At 72.5% G+C, this 17,034-nt stretch carries 10 protein-coding genes; 7 read left to right on the top strand and 3 right to left on the bottom strand.

Features of this window, described 5'->3' with window-relative positions; genetic code table 11:
• Positions 1-249: 249 nt before the first annotated feature.
• Entirely contained in the window at positions 250-3,492 is a 3,243-nt protein-coding gene (locus tag R3E98_16105) for a PDZ domain-containing protein (GenBank protein MEZ4424936.1), read from the bottom strand.
• 131 nt (positions 3,493-3,623) lie between these two features.
• The gene (locus tag R3E98_16110) at positions 3,624-4,964 is read right to left on the bottom strand and encodes a M20/M25/M40 family metallo-hydrolase (protein ID MEZ4424937.1); all 1,341 of its coding nucleotides are present in this window, start codon (positions 4,962-4,964) and stop codon (positions 3,624-3,626) included.
• Positions 4,965-5,249: 285 nt separating this feature from the next.
• On the opposite strand from R3E98_16110, the gene R3E98_16115 reads away from it, so the two are divergent.
• The 4 genes from R3E98_16115 to R3E98_16130 all read left to right on the top strand — a co-directional run bounded on the left by R3E98_16115 (position 5,250) and on the right by R3E98_16130 (position 10,174).
• Positions 5,250-6,629 (top strand): sigma-54 dependent transcriptional regulator, encoded by a 1,380-nt coding sequence (locus R3E98_16115; protein MEZ4424938.1) that lies wholly within the window; start codon positions 5,250-5,252, stop codon positions 6,627-6,629.
• Positions 6,630-6,918: 289 nt separating this feature from the next.
• Complete coding sequence (locus tag R3E98_16120) at positions 6,919-8,220, top strand: tetratricopeptide repeat protein (protein MEZ4424939.1); 1,302 nt, start codon at positions 6,919-6,921, stop codon at positions 8,218-8,220.
• Entirely contained in the window at positions 8,217-8,882 is a 666-nt protein-coding gene (locus R3E98_16125) for a hypothetical protein (GenBank protein MEZ4424940.1), read from the top strand. The genes R3E98_16120 and R3E98_16125 overlap by 4 nt, the downstream gene beginning before the upstream one ends.
• Positions 8,883-9,157: 275 nt before the next feature.
• Positions 9,158-10,174: a hypothetical protein gene (locus R3E98_16130; GenBank protein ID MEZ4424941.1), complete on the top strand. Its 1,017-nt coding sequence runs from the start codon at positions 9,158-9,160 to the stop codon at positions 10,172-10,174.
• Between the two features lie 63 nt (positions 10,175-10,237).
• On the opposite strand, the gene R3E98_16135 is transcribed toward R3E98_16130, so the two are convergent.
• Entirely contained in the window at positions 10,238-12,103 is a 1,866-nt protein-coding gene (locus R3E98_16135; GenBank protein MEZ4424942.1) for an ABC transporter substrate-binding protein, read from the bottom strand.
• A gap of 226 nt (positions 12,104-12,329) precedes the next feature.
• On the opposite strand from R3E98_16135, the gene R3E98_16140 reads away from it, so the two are divergent.
• The 3 genes from R3E98_16140 (at position 12,330) to R3E98_16150 (ending at position 17,004) form a co-directional block, all read left to right on the top strand.
• A complete protein-coding gene (locus tag R3E98_16140; GenBank protein ID MEZ4424943.1) occupies positions 12,330-14,774 on the top strand; it encodes an ABC transporter permease in 2,445 nt (814 codons plus the stop codon).
• A gap of 242 nt (positions 14,775-15,016) precedes the next feature.
• The gene (locus R3E98_16145) at positions 15,017-15,775 is read left to right on the top strand and encodes an outer membrane beta-barrel protein (GenBank protein MEZ4424944.1); all 759 of its coding nucleotides are present in this window, start codon (positions 15,017-15,019) and stop codon (positions 15,773-15,775) included.
• Positions 15,776-15,807: 32 nt separating this feature from the next.
• Positions 15,808-17,004: a hypothetical protein gene (locus tag R3E98_16150; GenBank protein ID MEZ4424945.1), complete on the top strand. Its 1,197-nt coding sequence runs from the start codon at positions 15,808-15,810 to the stop codon at positions 17,002-17,004.
• Positions 17,005-17,034 lie beyond the last annotated feature (30 nt).

Genomic DNA, 17,034 nt, shown 5'->3' on the forward strand with positions numbered 1-17,034 from the left:
GACGCGAAGAACTGCACGACGGAATTGCGGTGGTAGGGCGTCGGGTTCGGCTTCCCGCTGCGGCGTGACCCCGGCTGGGAGGGAGGCGTGCAGCGTTCGTTCGCGCTCCGGATGAACGAACGCGCGCGCCCCGCGGACCGGAGCCCGCGGGGCGCGTCAGGTGCGGATCGGGCTCGGCGCCCGTTCCCGCTCGAGCGGGAACGGTGGAGCCTCAGGACCCTCCACCGCCGTGGACCGGAGAGAGTCCGCTCAGCGGCCTCCGCCCCTGCGGTCGGGCCGGCGCCACCGAACCGGCGGAGCCGGTTCGGGCTCGAGTGTCACCGCCTGGGTCTCGAGGAGACGCAACGCCTCGTGCACGGCCGCTTCGAGCTGCGGATCACCCCCGGCGGCCACCTCCTTCGGCGTGTTGTGCACCTCGATGTCCGGGGCCACACCCTCGCCTTCCACGCGCCACTCGCCGTTCACGTCATAGAAGCCGCCGCGGGGGGCCACGAAACGGCCGCCATCCACCAGCGGCGGCGTGTCCGCCGTATGCACCAACCCGCCCCACGTCTTCGTGCCGACCAGCGGGCCGATCTGCTTGAAGCGGAACAGGTACGGCATCAGGTCCCCTCCGGAGCCGGCGCGCTCGTTGATCACCATGACCTTGGGGCCCCACAGGGCCGCCATGGGCTGGGTGAAGGGGCGCTTCGACGGCGTGCGGGAATTGAAGTAGCCGGTGAGCTCGCGGTCGAGCACCTCGATGATGTAGTCCGCCGCGGAGCCCCCGCCGTTGTTGCGCTCGTCGATGACGGCACCCTGGCGGTCCTGCTGGGCGAAGTACATGCGGTTGAAGTAGGTGTAGCCGCCCTGCCCGGTGTTGGGCAGCCAGACGTAAGCCAGGCGCCCACCGCTCATCTCGTCCACGCGCTGGCGGTTCTGCTCCACCCAGGCCCACTGCCGCAGCTGACCCTCGTTGCCCACGGTCTCCACCACCAGCTCACGCCCCGACGCCGGGTCCGGCCGGTCGCCCACCGTCACCGTGATGGTGCGCCCGGCGGTGCCTTCGAGCAGCTGGAACGGGTTGGTGGGGGCGCGCAGCGGCTGACCGTCGATCGCCAGCAGCCAGTCGCCTTCGTCCACGTCCATCCCTGGCACCGCCAGGGGGCCACGCAGGCCGGGGTTCCACGACTCCCCGCTGTAGATGCGGGTGATGCGGTAGAAGCCGTTCTCCTCCTCGAGATCCACGCCCAGCAGGCCGGTGCGTGGGTCGGTGAGCTCGGGATAGTCGCCGCCGCGCACGTAGGAATGCCCGACCGCGATCTCGCCCGAGACCATGTCCAGGAGCTGGTTGAAGTCGGAGCGATGCTCCACGTCGGGCAGCCAGGCCGAATACCACGTCCACACGTCGTTCCAGGGCGCGCCGTGCTGGTTGTCCACGTAGAGGAAGTCGCGCATGAAGCGCCACCCGTCCCGGAGCATCTGCGCCCACTCCGCCTGGGGCTCGACCCGCACGCGCAGGTCCGCCAGGTCCAGGCGCCCGTCGCCGTTCTTGGGCGGCGCCGCCCCCGCGTCCACGATGCTCCAGGCCTGACCGCTCCGGTACAGCAGCGTGGCGCCGTTGCCCGACGTGACCGCGCCCGCCACCCGCTCGGCGAACACGGTCGGCTCCCGGTCCTGCACGCTGTAGCGGTGCAGCGTCACCCCTTGTTGGTTCGGCACCGCTTCGGCGACGAACACCTTCCCGGACGGCCCGGCCAGGAGGCTCTGATAATCCCGGGCGGGTAGCCCCGGCGCGTCCACGATGCGGCCCATCAGGCCGTCGAAGTCGATCTCGACCGGGGTGGCCGCCGTGTCGGGTCGGGCGGCCGCCGTGCCGGCCTCGTCCGACCGGGGCAGGAACGGAGAGGGCTCGTCGGCGGCCAGCAGGGCCACGTAGAGCGAACGGGTGACGGGCCGGTCGTAGGCCGTCATGTCCAACCACGCGGAGTTGAGCGCGAAGTCGGTGGAGGCCAGGAAGTACAGGTAACGACCCGACGCATCCCAGACCGGGCTCAACGCGTCGGACATCCCGTCGGTCACCTGGTGCACCTGGCGGGTGCGCGTGTCGTAGACGAACACGGCCCGCAGCAGGTTCTCCAGGCGCTTGGTGTAGACCACGTAGCGCGAATCGGGGGACCACACCGGGTCGATGCTCCGGCGGGGATCGGCGTAGAGCTCACCGTCGACGTCCTGGACCCGGCCGGAGGCCACGTCCAGGATGCGCACCCGGAAGTCGGTGTCCGTGAACGCGATGTGCGAGCCGTCCGGCGACCAGGTGGGGCTGAAGTAGAACGTGGGGTCGTCCATCCGGATGCGACGCTGCTCGCGTCCCTCGGCATCGGCGATGACCAGCCCGTACTCGCCGCCGTCGTCGTTGAACCACGCCACCTGGCTGCCGTCGGGCGACCAGGTCGGGTATCGGTCGGCCACCCCGGACGTGCGCGTCAGGTTGCGCCAGCTTCCGTGCTCGGCCGGGACGGAGAAGACATCACCGCGGTGCTCGAAGAGCGCACGCTTGCCGTCGGTGGACAGTTGCGGGTTGGTCAGCTCGTTGCCTTGCACCTCCTCCCAGCGCGTGCGGGCCCAGTTCTGATCCCCGGCCGCCTGGATCTCCAACTGCCGCGTGGCTCCGGTGGTCGGGTTCAGCTCGTGGAGATATCCGGCCTGCTCGTAGACCACGACGCCGTGCCCCGCGTCCAGGCTCTTCACGTCGAAGTCGGCATGGTGCGTGAGCTGGCGTTCCTGCCCCGTGCGCGGATCGAAGGACCACACGTTGCTGGCCCAGTCGCGCTCCGACATGTAATAGACGACGCCGTCCATCCACGTCGGGTCCATGTGGCGCTCCCCTTCCCAGGGCGTGTTGGTCAGCTCCAGCGTGGACAGGTCCACGACCCGCACCGGCTGCGCCTGGCCTCCGCGGTAGTTGCGCCACTCGGGGTCCCAGTACCCGATCTCCTGGTAGGCCAGCATGGAGCCGTCGTCGCTCATCTCGCCCAGATAGGCCTGGTGCACCGGGAGCGGCTCCGGGAAGCCACCCGTGCGCGCCACGGTATAGAAGCGCCACAACCGGGTGGGCTGCCCCTCGCGACCGGACTGGAAGAGCACGTCACCGCCGGGCGTCCATCCCTGCACCACGTCGGCCCCCGGGTGCCAGGTCAGACGCTGGGGCTGCCCGCCCTCGGCGGGCACCACGTACACGTCCACGTTGCCCCCGTATTCACCGCTGAAGGCGATCCAGCGGCCGTCCGGGCTGAAGGCCGGATCGGTCTCGGCGCCCTCGTCGGACGTGAGGCGGCGCGCCTGGCCGCCGTCCCTGCCCACCACCCAGATGTCGTTGGCGTGCACGAAGGCGATGGCGTCGGGGCCCACCGACGGTTGACGCAGGAAACGCGTGCCCTGCGCCGACAGCGGCGGGGTGAGACCGGCCAGCGCGAGCAGGCCGGCGATCCACGGACTGCGGACTCGATTCATCGTCGATGCTCCTCCAGGGAGGTCTCCTGCATGGGTTCCGCTCCGCGGTGCGGAGCGTGGACATCAGGGGTTCGGCAGCGCGGACGTGGCCGTGCGTGGCGCACCGTGCGTCCGGAGCCGGTTCGGTCCACTCAACGCGTCACGATCTCCGCCCGGGGGCGCGGCGGCCGTACATAGGCAGACACCAGGCTCTCGTGTCCGCCGGGCCCCACGGCCGCGACGCCGAAGATGTAGTCGTCGATCGACAGGTCGGGAAGCGTGAAGCCGTCGACGTCCCCGACGTGGACCTCGTACTGCCAGTCGGGTGTCCAGGCGTCGCGCCACACCACCCGGTAGCCCACGGCCCCGGGCGAGCGGGCCCAGGCCATCGCGGCGTCATAGCCGCTCTCGCCCCGTCCGAGCTGCGGCCCGCCGCGGCCCATGACGTCCGGGGCGGCCGGCGCCAGCGCGAGCGTGGCCACTCCCGCCGCGTTCACACGCGCGTTGCGGGCCAGGTACTCGAAGTCCACGCCGTCGAAGGTATCCGCCGCCGTATGCTGTCGGCTGTAGTTCTCGCGGCTCTCCGAGAAGCGCACGCCCGCGAAGCCCTCGCGGTTGAACGCGGTGTGATCCCCGCCCCGCCCGAAGCGATCCTCGCGTGCGATGAGCCGCACCTCGTGCCCGGGCACATAGATGGACGCCTGCCGGCGGATGTAGCGGGCGAGCTGCCGCGAGTCGGAATCCATGGGATCCTCGGAGAAGACGCGCACGGTGCGCGCGTCCTGGATGCCATTGCCGCCCGTGATGTTGCCGACGATGTCGTTGTTGAAGACGGCATCGATGCGCCAGCCCTCCTCCACCGCCCGGGCCGCGTGCAGGCTCGCGCCGACGAGTCCCTCCTCTTCGGCCACGAACGCCACGAACACGAGCGTGGCGTCGAAGGGCAGCCCGCTCTGCGCGAGCACGCGCGCCACCTCCATCGTGAGGACGGTGCCGCTGCCGTCGTCGTTGGCGCCCGGAGCTGGATTGTCCCAGCGGGTCCAGTCGAAGTCGCCCTCCGCGCGGCGTGCCACGGTGTCGTAGTGGCCGCTCACGTAGATGCGGCGCGCCGTGCGACCCGGCAGGACCGCCACCACGTTGCAGAGCTCCACCTCCTCGGGGATGCGGCCCTGGGGCGCGACCGTGTAGCAGTCGAGGTCGACCTGCAGACGTTCGCTGAACCCGCGCATCGTCTGCAGGATGTACTCGCGCGCGGCCCGGACGCCCCAGTCGGGCCGATCGGAGAGCGACAGCGAGTGGCGGGTCTCGAGGTCGGTGAGGGCTTCGAGATACTCCGACAGGCGCTCCGGCGAGATCTGGTTGAGCGCGGAGCGGATCTGCGGGTCGAGCCGCGCACTCTGGGCGGCAGACGAGGCCGGGAAGACAGCGCACAGGGCGAGTACGGCCCCCAGCCGGAGGAGCGGGCGGGTCGCGGCACGGGCGTTCGGGTGCATGGCAGGCCTGGTCGTTCGGGAACCGAGGGCATGCATCCTAGCGGCCGGGCGCGTCGGCGGCCAAAGGCGGCGTGCCCCGGCGATCGATCGACGTCCGACCCGGGAGGGGCCCCGTGTCGTGCTGTGCTCCGGGACCGCGGGCGCACGACCGCGGCCTCCCGGGGATCGGGCCCTCCCGCAGCCGCCGTTCGGCACAATAATCTTGCATTCGCTTCCGGTGGGCGCACAGATTGGGGGCGTCATCCGCGCGTACTCGCGCGGTCGTCCCTCTCCACGCTGGCGCCCATGGGCGGATCCCCGTCTCCCGGCCGTCTCCTCATCCTGGCAGGCGACCCCGAACAAGCCCGCACGGCCGCGGGCGTGGCGAGCGAGGCGGGCCTCGAACCGGAGATCGCGGCCGACCTGACCGGCCTCCTGGGCCTGCTGGGCCGGGGCCCGGCCGCGGTCACGCTGGTCTCGCTGGCGGCTCCCGGCATGGAGGAGCCCCTGGTCCGACGGCTCGGCGGCGAGCCCCGCACGGGGGGCCTGGTGCTGTCCGCCCCCGGCATCACCCTCGACCGCGCGCTGCTGGCCGAGGAGGTGGGGGCCCTCGCGCTGCTGCGCGAGCCCCTCGAGGCCGAGCCTTTCGCCGAGCGACTGCGCGCGGTCGTCGACGAGGGGACGCAGGTGGTGGTGCCGCCGGCCGGAGGCGGCGACCCCGATCGGCCGCGCCTGCTGGGGAGTGGCCCGGCCATGGCCACGGTCTTCGAGGGGATCGCGCGGGTGGCGCGCACCCCCAGCACGGTGCTGATCACGGGCGAGTCGGGGACGGGGAAGGAGGTGGTGGCGCAGGCGCTGCACTGGGCCAGCGACCGTCGCGCCCGGCCCTTCGTGGCCGTCAACTGCGCGGCCATCCCCGAGCACCTGCTCGAGTCGGAGCTGTTCGGTCACGAGCGCGGCGCCTTCACCGGAGCCGTGGCCAGCCGCACCGGCCGCTTCGAGCGGGCCCAGGGCGGCACCCTCTTCCTGGACGAGATCGGCGACATGAGCCTGGTCCTCCAGGCCAAGATCCTCCGCGTGCTGGAGGAGCGCCGCCTGGAGCGCGTCGGCGGCGAGCGAGCGCTGGATCTCGACGTGCGCCTGGTCGCCGCCACCCACCAGCCGCTCCGGGAGCGGACGAGGGAGGGACGCTTCCGCGAAGACCTCTTCTATCGCCTCGCCGTCGTGGAGCTGGCCCTGCCTCCCCTGCGGGAGCGGGGGGACGACCTGCGCGAGCTCACGCTGCACTTCCTCGGCATCTTCGGGGAGCGCTACGGCCGGCCCGTCCAGGGCATCACCGAGCAGGCGCTGGAGCGCCTGGCCGCCCACACGTGGCCCGGCAACGTCCGCGAGCTGCGCAACGTCCTGGACCGCGCCGTCTTGATGGCGAGCGATGGCGTCGTGCGCGCCGGGGACCTGCGCCTGGGCGCCGGGGCACCCACCGCCGCTCCGCGCTCCGGACCGGAAGCCGGGGCCTATCCGGTCAGCCTGTCGCTCGCGGAGGTCGAGGCCGAACACATCCGCCGGGTCCTGGATTCCGTGGGCGGCCACATGGGTCGGGCCGCCGAGGGGCTGGGCATCCACCGCAACACGCTCACCCGCAAGGTCCAGGAGTACGGGCTCCAACCCCGGGGAGAGCAGGCATGACGGCGACCGCGGCGGACCCGCCCCGCGCCCCGGCGAGCCCGTCCATCGGCCCGAGCGAGGCGGGATCCGGGCCGCGACGCGCACGCCCAGGAATGGTGCAACCGCCGTCGCCTCGCCCAGGATCGAGGCAGGCGAGGCCGCCGGAGGCCGGCTCCCCATCGCCCACGAAGGGCGCCGTTCCGCCGCTTCCGACCCGGGAAGGGCCGGTCGGGCGGCGCGCACGGTCCCTGCTCCTGCTCCCGGTCCGAACCCCCCTCCCGGATGGACCGGACCGGGACCCCGACCCGAGATGACCCCGCTCAAGATCGACGACGTCATGCGCGTGCTGCCCGCCCTGGACGAGCTCGAGCCCGTCCTCGACCTGCTGCGCGCCCGCTCGGTGCCCGATCCCCTGCAGCGCTGGAGCGCCTCCGGGGAGCTGGGCACGGACGCCGGGCGGCACGTGGCCGCAGGTGCGCTCGCGGACGGCGCCGCCCAGCTCGCCCGGGCTCGCGCCGAGGAGCTGCGCGCCCTCTACGGGCTCGTCGCGGACGGCCTGGCCGCGCTGGAGCGCTCCGACGTCACCGGCTGCGGAGATGCCTTCCTGGAGGCGGCGCGGCTCGAGGAGACCGCCGGCCGGGCGGGACGCGCGGCCGCGTGGGCGCGGGCCGCCTGGCTGGTCACCCGGGACGCGCCGGACCGCTCCACGGCGGGCCGCGCGCTGCGCCGGTGGGCCCGCGCGGTCCGCACCACCGGCGACCTCGAGGAAGCGCGGCGCCTGTACCGCGAGGCGCTGGACATCTCCCTCGCGATCGATGACGCCCGCGGTGCGGCGGAAGCGCGGATCGGAGAGGGCAACGTGCTCGAACAGCAGGGACGCTGGGATGCGGCCGAGCGCATCTATCGCGAGGCGCTTTCCCAGCTCGGGGAATCCGGGCCGCCGGCGCCCGAACGCTGGCACGCGCTGCTCAACCTGCACATCGTGCTGCGCTCACGCGGGGCCGTGGAGGAGAGCCTGCCGCTCCTGGACGCGGCCACCGACGTGGCCGAGCGCATCGGCGACACGTCGGCCGCTTCGTTCCTGGGGAATGCGCGCGGCCAGCTGGCTGCGGTGCAGGGGCGCAGTGCCGACGCCGAGGCGCAGTTCCGCGACGCCGTGGCCGCTGCGGGTCACCCCGCGGCACGCGTCACCATCCGCCTGAACCTGGCCGAAGCCCTGCTGGCGCAGGGGCGGGCGCTGGACGCCGCGGAGGAAGCCCGGCACGCCGAGCGGGAGGCGCTCGCGACCGGACTCGCCGCCAAGCTCCCCGAAGTGTACCGGCTGCTGGGGCGGATCGCGGCCAGTCGAGGCCATGGCGACGCGTTCGTGCTCTTCGAGCACGCGCTGGAGCTCATCCGCGAGCGCCGGCTCCCGGCGTTGGAGGAGGCGCACACCCTCCAGGCCTACGCGGAGGCAGAGCAGGCCCGCGGCGAAGAGGCCGCGGCCGCCCAGCTCCTGGAAACCGCACGTGCCCTCTACCGCAGCGTGGGCATCGAAGCCCTGCGGCAGCCGTGGGTGGATGTCTATGACGGCGCCCCGTCCGCCCCTCTCCCCGAACGAGACGAGCCATGATGCATCGACGACGACACCGGACGCACCGCACGCATACGGCGGGTACGCTGCTCCTGGCCGGGGGCCTGCTCGCCAGCCTCCTGGCGTTCGTGGCGGGGTGCGGGGGCAACCTGACGGCGGGCGGGCTGTCCGGTCAGGCGGATGTCGCGTTCTCGGGCGACGCAGCCGGCACGGGCGGAGCGGACGCGCGCGTCCCGCTGGTCCGGGCTGCCGAGCGCAGCGGGCGCGACAACGACCCCGAAGGCGAGATCAAGCTGGAGTTCCTGCTCTTCCTCGAGGCGGCGGACGGCAGCAGCGTCCCGCTCTCCGACACCCTCATCGAGGTCGAGCTGGACGTGGAAGGCGACATCGAGGCGGACGCGGTCAGCCGTCAGGTACCGGCCACCCGCTACACCGGGCTGCGGATCGTCTTCGACGAGATCGAGGTGGAGATCGACGCGGGCCTGGTCATCGACGGCGTGCCGATCCTGGGCGCCGTGGACGTCGAGATCGAGGGGTCGTTGCCGGTGATCAAGCCGCTGGACCTCGAGGTGGACGCGGATCAGCGCGTGGCACTCCTGGTGGACCTCAACGCGGCGACGTGGCTGGAGGCCGTGGATCCGGACACCCATGTCGTGGACCCCGCCGTCTTCGCGAACGCCATCGGGGTCGTGGTGCGGTAGGCGGACCCGACCCGGCCCCTCCGTGGGGCGGTCCCGGTCGTCGACCCCCAGGGCGTGCACCACTTCGGTGCACGCCCTTTTTCGCATGCACTGGTTGAGTGTGACCCAGGGTGCACGAGCGGAGCCGGTCCCCTCGCCGCACCTCCGTAAATGAAAGTCCAACATAGACTTACGGGCGAAGGGAGACACCCGGCATCTTCGGCATCCCCGTTGCCTTTCCCTCCGGCGCACCACCGAAGCGACGCACTCCTTTCAAACGTCGGATGGACTCTGCCATGACCAGCGCACACCGCCGCCGGGCGCTCATCCCCGGCCTGCTCCTCACCTCCCTCCTGGCGCTCGCCGCCTGTGACGGGGACCCCACGGCGCCTCCTCTTGCTCCCACGGTCATCCAGGGCCAGCTCCAGGCCGCCGCCGCCGTGGGCGCCGGCGGGACGGGCATGGACGGGTACCTCGTCAGCGTGGAAGGCGGCGCCTCCGCCGACACCACCGACGCGAGTGGCACCTTCCGCGTGGAGGCCACGTCCGACGACGGCCGCGTACGGCTGCGCTTCCGGAAGGGCTCCACGGACGTGTCCATCCAGCTCGAGGGGGTCGAGCCCGGCACCGTCCTGACCATCACCGTGAACGTGAGCGGTTCCAGCGCGGTGCTGACGGGCTCGGGCTCGTCGCGCACGGTGGAGTTCGACGGCATCGGACGGCTCCTCGCGGTGGACGGTCAGGCGCCGGCGCGCACGCTGCGCGTGCACCTGGACCGCGACGACGACGATGACGACCTGACCGACGTCGACCTCGAGATCGTCGAAGGCCAGACCACGATCCACGTACTCGGCGACCTGGTGACGTTCGACCGCATCGTGGAGGCGTTGGGCGCGGGCGTGCGCGTGGAGATGGAGGGCCGTGCCAGCCGTCGTGAGGATGGGACCTGGCAGGCGGTGAGCCTGAAGGCGGAGACGGACTCCGACGACGACGGCAACGACGACAGCGGGAAGGGCAAGGACGACAACCCGGGCGTGGGCCAGGAGTACGACGGCGACGCCCGCCTGATCTCCGTGACGGGGACGGCCCCGGAGCGGGTGCTGCGCCTGGAGGCGAACGACAAGGGCCGCATCTGGATCGTCGACGTGCGCGAGACCGGCACCACCATCGCCCAGGACGGAGACCTGAGAACCTTCCAGCGGATCGTGGACGCGCTGACGGCAGGCCGTCCGGTGAAGGTGGAGGGGCGCGCCACGCAGCAGCAGGACGGGACGTGGATGGCGTCGACCCTCAAGGCCGAGACGGACGACTGATCCGGCCGGGGTGCCCGCAGGTCGGGGCGGCTTCCCGCTGGGGGGAGCCGCCCCATCGGCATCTCAGCGGGTGCCCGTCTCCACCCACCAGCGCGCGACGTCCACCCATTCCCCGCGCGCGTCCATCCTCACGCCCCGCACGCGCCGGCGCACGCCGTCCAGGCGGTCGGGATAGTACAGGAACAGGAACGGCTGCTCCTCTCCGATCGCGGCCTGATAGTCCCGCCAGAGCGGCTCGGTCGCGGCGCGGTCTCCCGTCGCCGCGAGCCGCACGAGCAGCGAATCGACCCGCGCGGAGCGCAGCCCCGCGAATCCGTACGGTTGGTCGGCGCGGCTGGAGTGGAAGAGGTCGGTGTCGTCGACCTTGAACTCGCTCACCCAGGAAAGCAGCACACCGTCGAAGTCCCGACGGCCCGGATCCGTCACCGCGCCGATCATGCTGGCCCATTCCAGGATGCGCACGGAGACGTCCACGCCGAGCTCACGCCATTGCGCCTGGAGGATGGTGGCCGCGCGCTCGAGGCGGGGGTTCCCCTGGTTCGACTGCAGCGTGAGCGCCAGCGCCACCCCGTCCGCATTCTCACGCACTCCGTCGCCGTCCCGGTCCCGCCACCCCGCTTCCTCCAGCAGGCGGCGGGCCTCGTCCGGCGCGTACGGGACGCGACCCGCCTCCGGTGCGAACGCCCAGTGGAAGGGAGGCACCGTGCCATGGGCTACGGAGCCGAACCCGTCCAGCAGCGCGTCCACGAGCGCGTCGCGGTCGCTTCCCAGCGCGAGCGCCCGCCGGACACGGACGTCGGCGAGCTGCGGCCGGCGCGTGTTCCAGGCGACGAAGGTCACGTTGCGGAACGGGAAGCGCTGCAGCTCCAACGCCGGGTCGGCCGCAATGACCCTGGCCTGCTCGGTCTGCGGGGCGATGTAGACGTCCACGTCCCCGGACGTCAGCTCGAGCAGGAGCGTGTTCTCGTCGGGTATGATGCGGTAGACGTACTCCTCCAGCAGCGGCGGGCCGCCCAACGCGGCGGGAAAGGCCGGATTGGCCTGGAAGACCCAGCGCTCCTGCTCCACGTGTTCGCGGAACACGAAGGGGCCGTTGCCGACCGGGCACCGGGTGCCCCACGGATGCGTACGCAGCTCCGCGGGCGCCACGTCCGCCAGGAGGTGCTCGGGCAGGATGGCCACCGTCCTCCACGGATCCAGGAACTCCGCGTGCGGCCGCAGATGGAGGCGCACCGTACGCGCATCGATGATCTCCACCCCGTCGGGCCCGCGCTCGTAGTGATCCCAGTAGGCAGCGTTGGGAAACTCGGTGGCCGGGTCCGTGAGCACGCGCCACGTGAAGGCCACGTCCGCCGCATCGGTGATCTCCCCATCGTGCCAGGGGACGTCGTCGCGCAGCCGGAACTCGATCCACGTGGTGTCGGGCGCGATCGTCCAGGATTCGGCCAGGCGAGGCACGGGCTGGAGCGCCTCGTCGTAGGCCAGCAGGGTCATCCCGCCCACGAACTGCTGGTGCTGGACCGCCACGTAGTCCGACGCGCGGCTCGGATCGAGCCCCCCGGGCAGCTCGGCGATGCCCCCCACCACCACCCGACCGCCGCGACGCGGATCGGCAGGGGGGCCGGGTGCCGCGGCCAGGAAGGACTCGACGGCCGGCAGGACACGTGCGCAGAACGGGTCGGCGGGGGTGCCCGAACGCGAAGCGCCGTCCCCGCACGCCGCCAGGGCCGCCGCGGCGAGCGCAGTCAGGCCGCAGCGCCCGAGCGCACCGGGGGCGGAGGGCCCGAGCGGCAGGCGCGCAGGGGCGGGCGCACCGGGGGCGGAGGGCCCGAGCGGCAGGCGCGCAGGGGCGGGCGCACGGGCGGCCCCGGGCCGGGAGTGCCGGTCCTGCGGTGGGATCGTCCGGGGGCGGCGAGGGAGCGGGCGCATGCTCCGTGTGGGCTGCGGGGGACCGAGGCGTCGGATCACGACGGTATCGCCCCGACGGCGCCCGGCCAACGTCCCGGGCGGGACCGACCCGGACGGAAGCCCCCCGTGAATCCGCCCGCCCCCCGCGCCCGTAGGCCCGGGGGACGCACGCGCTTCCCGTCCCGGCGCCCCCACGAGGCGTCCGGAGCCACGGGCCTTTCGACCTCGCACCCCGAGCGATCCACCCATGGGCGACCTGCTCCGCGACCTCCGCTTCAGCGTCCGCATGCTGACCAAGAGCCCGGTCTTCACCCTGGCCGCGGTGGTGACGCTGGCGCTGGGGATCGGGCTGAACGCGGCCACCTTCTCGGCCGTGCGCGGCATCATGCTGCGGCCGTTGGGAGGCACGGACCATCCCGAGGAGCTGGTGCAGCTCTACCGCAAGTGGCCGGGGATGGACTACGGCTCCACGTCGGTGCCGCACTTCCAGGACCTGCGCGACCGCACGGGCGGGGTCTTCAGCAACGTGGCCGCCTGGGGGTTCGTGCAGAGCGCCCTGTCCGTGGACGGCCGCCCCGAGCGGCTCATGGGGCTCATGGTCAGCGCCAACTTCTTCCAGACGCTGGGCGCGGAGATGCAGCTGGGCCGGGCCTTCATCCCGGGCACGGAGGATACGGGGCCGGGCGCGCATCCCGTGATCGTGCTGGGACACACGTTCTGGCAGTCCCGCTTCGGCGGCGACCCGGCCATCGTGGGCCGCACGCTGGAGATCAACGGCCATCCCTTCGAGGTGGTCGGCGTCGCCAACCCGGAGTTCCGGGGGCCGGCCACGTTCGCCAACATGCCGTTCTACGCGCCCCTCATGATGCAGCGCGAGCTGAACCCCGGCTTCGACATGCTGCAGGCGCGCGGGAGCAACAGCCTGAACGTGGTCGCGCGGCTGCGCCCGGGCGTGTCACTGGAACAGGCCGAGCAGCGCCTGGCGGCCTTCCTCGGTGAGATGCGCGACGAGCTGCCGGGTGACTACGAGGAGCAGCTCGGCACCAGCGTGGTCTGGCAGAACGAGGCCGGATTCCACCCCACGGTGCGCGACGCGCAGTTCGGTCTCTCCAAGGTGATCCTCGCGGTGGTGGCCCTGCTGCTCCTGATCGCGTGCGTCAACGTGGCCAACCTGTTCCTGGCCCGCGCGCAGGATCGGCGCAAGGAGATGGGCATCCGTCTGAGCCTGGGCGCCGGCCGGTGGCATATCGTACGGCAACTGTTGACCGAGAGCCTCCTGTTCGGGCTGCTGGGCGGCGTCGCCGGTCTGGGCCTGGCGGCCGTGGCCCTGCACTTCCTGGGCGACATCCGGCCTCCCATGGACGGGCCCTGGGACTTCAATCTCGGCATGGACCGCACGGTGCTGCTGTTCACGTTCGGCATTGCGATGGCGTCCGGCCTGATCTTCGGTCTCGCGCCCGCGCTGCAGTCCGCCAACCCCCACCTTTCGGTGGCCGTGAAGGGCGAATCGGCCGCCCGCCCGGGCAAGTCGCGCGCGAGCCGCGCCCTGGTGGTGGTGCAGATGGCGCTTTCGCTGCTGCTCCTCATCAGCTCCGGCCTCTTCCTGCGCAGCCTGCAGCGCGCGTCGGAGATCGATCCCGGGATCGCCGAGCCGCAGAACCTGGTGACGGCGTCGCTCGATCCCGCGCTGCTGTCGTACGGGCCCGAGCAGTCGCGCGCGCTCTTCGACCGGTTGCTGGGCGAGCTGCGCGCCGAGCCCGGGATCACCGCGGCCGGCATGACCGATGCGCTGCCCCTCGGCCTGGACGGGTCGGACCGGAGCGTGGAGGTCCCCGGGTACGAGTTCGCCGAAGGGGAGCTCCGGAGCCTCATGACCGCGATCGTGTCGGAGGGCTACCTGGAGGCCGCGGGCGTGCGTCTGGTCGAGGGGCGTACGTTCGAGCAGCGCGACGACGAAGCCGGTGCGCCCGTCATCATCGTCAACGAGGCGTTCCGCAACCGCTTCTGGCCCGGGGAGTCGGGGCTGGGCAAGACCGTGCGCACCGCCGGCGAGGACCGCACCGTGGTGGGCATCGTCGAGACCGGGAAGTACCGCAGCCTGGGCGAAGACCCCACCGAGTTCATGTTCCTGCCCCAGCGCGAGCTGTTCCGCTCCAACATGAGCGTCGTGGTCCGCACCACCGGCGATCCCAACGCGGCGCTGGGCCGCCTGCGGGACATCGTGCGGGGGCTCGATCCAGACCTGCCGCTCTACGACCTGCGCACGCTGCAGGACCACATGGGCATCGCGCTGATGCCCGCCCGTCTGGGCGGGTCCGTGCTGGGGCTGTTCGGGCTGCTGGGCCTCACGCTGGCGGCGGTGGGCATCTACGGCGTGATGGCCTATTCGGTGTCCCAGCGCCGGCGCGAGATCGGCATCCGCATGGCGCTGGGCGCCCGGCGCGGCACCGTGGTGGCCATGGTCATGCGCGAAGGCCTCCGCCTGGTGCTGGTGGGGTCCGTCCTGGGGCTGGTGGGCGCGTTCTTCGCCAGCCGGGCCGTGGCCGGGCTGCTCTACGGGAGCGGAGGCCTGGACGTGGTGGCCTTCGTGGGCGTCCCGACCGTGCTGATCGGGGTGGCCGCGCTGGCGGTGCTGCTCCCGGCCCGCCGGGCCGCGGGGGTGCAGCCCGTGCGGGCGCTGCGGTCCGAGTAGGGGACGGGTCGGGGGTCGCGGATCCGGGTAGGCGGGGCGGGGGTTTCGCGGATTCCCAGGCGGGGCGGGCGTCCTCGGGTCCGCGGCCTCCCCACCGCCCGCCGCGCCCGGCTGTCCTCGCTGGTAGACGCCCGCTGTCCCCGTCCGGGGGCTCCGGCGGGCGGAAACGCTGGATTTGCGCCGGTTTGCGCCGGTCCGGACCTTGCGCATCCACAGGGTGTCGAACCTTGCAGGGAGGCGCCGTGAAGACCTGGACCCGTATCCGCATCCGCTCGCTCGCCGCTACGGCGGCCCTGCCTGCGCTCCTGGCCGCCGCGCCCGTCGCCGGCCAGACGCCCGACGGGTTCCTGTTCGGCTCCCCGCACGGCTCGGTGGCGTTCCGCATCGGCTACGCCGCCCCCATGGCGGGCAGCCAGGTCTTCGACTTCGTCCGCGACGAGTTGACGTTGGAGACGAGCGACTTCCGCGGGCCGTCCCTGGGCGGCGAGATCGCGGTGCACGTGACCGACCGCGTGGACGTCGGGGTGGACTTCTCCTACAGCAACACGGAGACGCGGTCGGAATTCCGCGACTGGACGGACACGAACGATCTCCCCATCGAGCAGGTGACGCAGTTCCAGCGCATGCCGCTCGCGGCCACGATCCGCTACCACCTGATGGATCGGGGCCGGCGCATCTCCTCGCTGGCGTGGGTTCCTGCCACCTGGAACGCGTACGTGGGCGCCGGCGCGGGCGTGACCTGGTACCATTTCGAGCAGGTGGGCGACTTCGTCGATTTCGACACGCTCGACATCTTCGGGGACCGCTTCGTCTCGGACGGCACGGCCACCTCGGTGCACGCGCTGGCCGGCCTGGACTACACGCTGACCCCCCGGGTGGTGCTGAACGGCGAGGCCCGCTATCAGTACGCCAAGGGCGACATGGGGCCCGACTTCCTGGGCTTCGACAAGCTGGACCTCTCGGGCATGCAGGCCACCGTCGGTCTGCGCTTCCGCTTCTAGAGACCTCGACCCCGTCGAGAGGGACGACTGACATGACAACCCTGAATCGGATCGGCTGGACCGGTGGAGGCCTGCTGGCGCTCGCCCTGTCCGCCGGCGCGTCCCCCGCTCTCGCGCAGGACGGCTCCGCTCGGTGGGTGGCCTTCACCGGCTGCTGGCAGCCGTTGGAGCAGCGCGCCGAGGAGCAGCCCTCGCTGGTCTGCGTCGTGCCGACCGGCGACGGCGTCGAGCTGCGCAGCATCACGGAGGGCGAGGTGACCGCCACGCAGACGCTGATCGCCGACGGGCGCGCGCGCACCATCCGTGACGAGGGCTGCGAGACGGTCGAGACGTACGCCTTCCCCACCAGCGGCCACTGGGTGACATCGACCTCGCGCTACACGTGCGAGGGCGGCACGGAGGGCAGCGCCAACGGGCTGCTGGCCATGGTGAGCCCCTTCGAATGGATCCACGTACAGGTGGTGCGCGACGGCGGCGATCCCCTGACGGCCGTGATGCGCTACGAGCTGGTGGACGCCGAGACCGCGGCCGCCGCCGGATACGGCTCGCTGACGGGGGACCGGGAGCGGGCGGTGCGCATGGCGCGGATCTCCGCCTCCCAGCCGCTGGACGTGAACGACGTGATCGCCGCGAGCGGCACCGTGGATCCGGCTGCGCTGACGGCCTGGATCGTCGAGAGCGGCAACGGCTTCGAGCTGGACGGCGACGCCCTGGTCCGCCTGGCGGACGCGGGCATCGAGGAGGAGGTCATCGACATGGTGGTGGCCACCAGCTACCCCGAGCGCTTCTCGGTCGCGACCGGCCCGCGGGGCGATCGTTCCGCCGAGGCCATCCCCAGCCAGGGCGACCGCTACGATCGGCGGGGCCGCGGCCCCTACGCGGGCATGCTGGGCTTCGGCTGGGGCCCGTTCGGGTACTGGTCGCCGCTGTCCTACTACCGCGGCCTCTACGGCTACGGGTACGGGGGCTACGGCGGCTTCGGCTACGGCGGGTACGGCTACTGGGGCTACCGGCCCACGGTGGTCGTGGTGCAGCCCCAGGGGTCGGCCCCCCACGGCCGCGTGATCCGTGGACGGGGGTACAGCCGCGGGAGCAGCGGCTCGTCCGGTGGTGGCGGGGACTTCCGGCGCTCCGGCGGCAGCGGCAGCAGCACGGCCGCCCCGCCGAGCTCCGGGTCGGGCACCCGTACGGACACGCAGCGCAAGGCCAAGCCGCGCGGCGGGCGCTGAGCCCCGCGGGGCCCGCCCCGCCTGCGCTCG

It is taken from the genome of Gemmatimonadota bacterium (genome assembly GCA_041390125.1).
Taxonomy (GTDB): domain Bacteria; phylum Gemmatimonadota; class Gemmatimonadetes; order Longimicrobiales; family Gaopeijiaceae; genus JAGQIF01.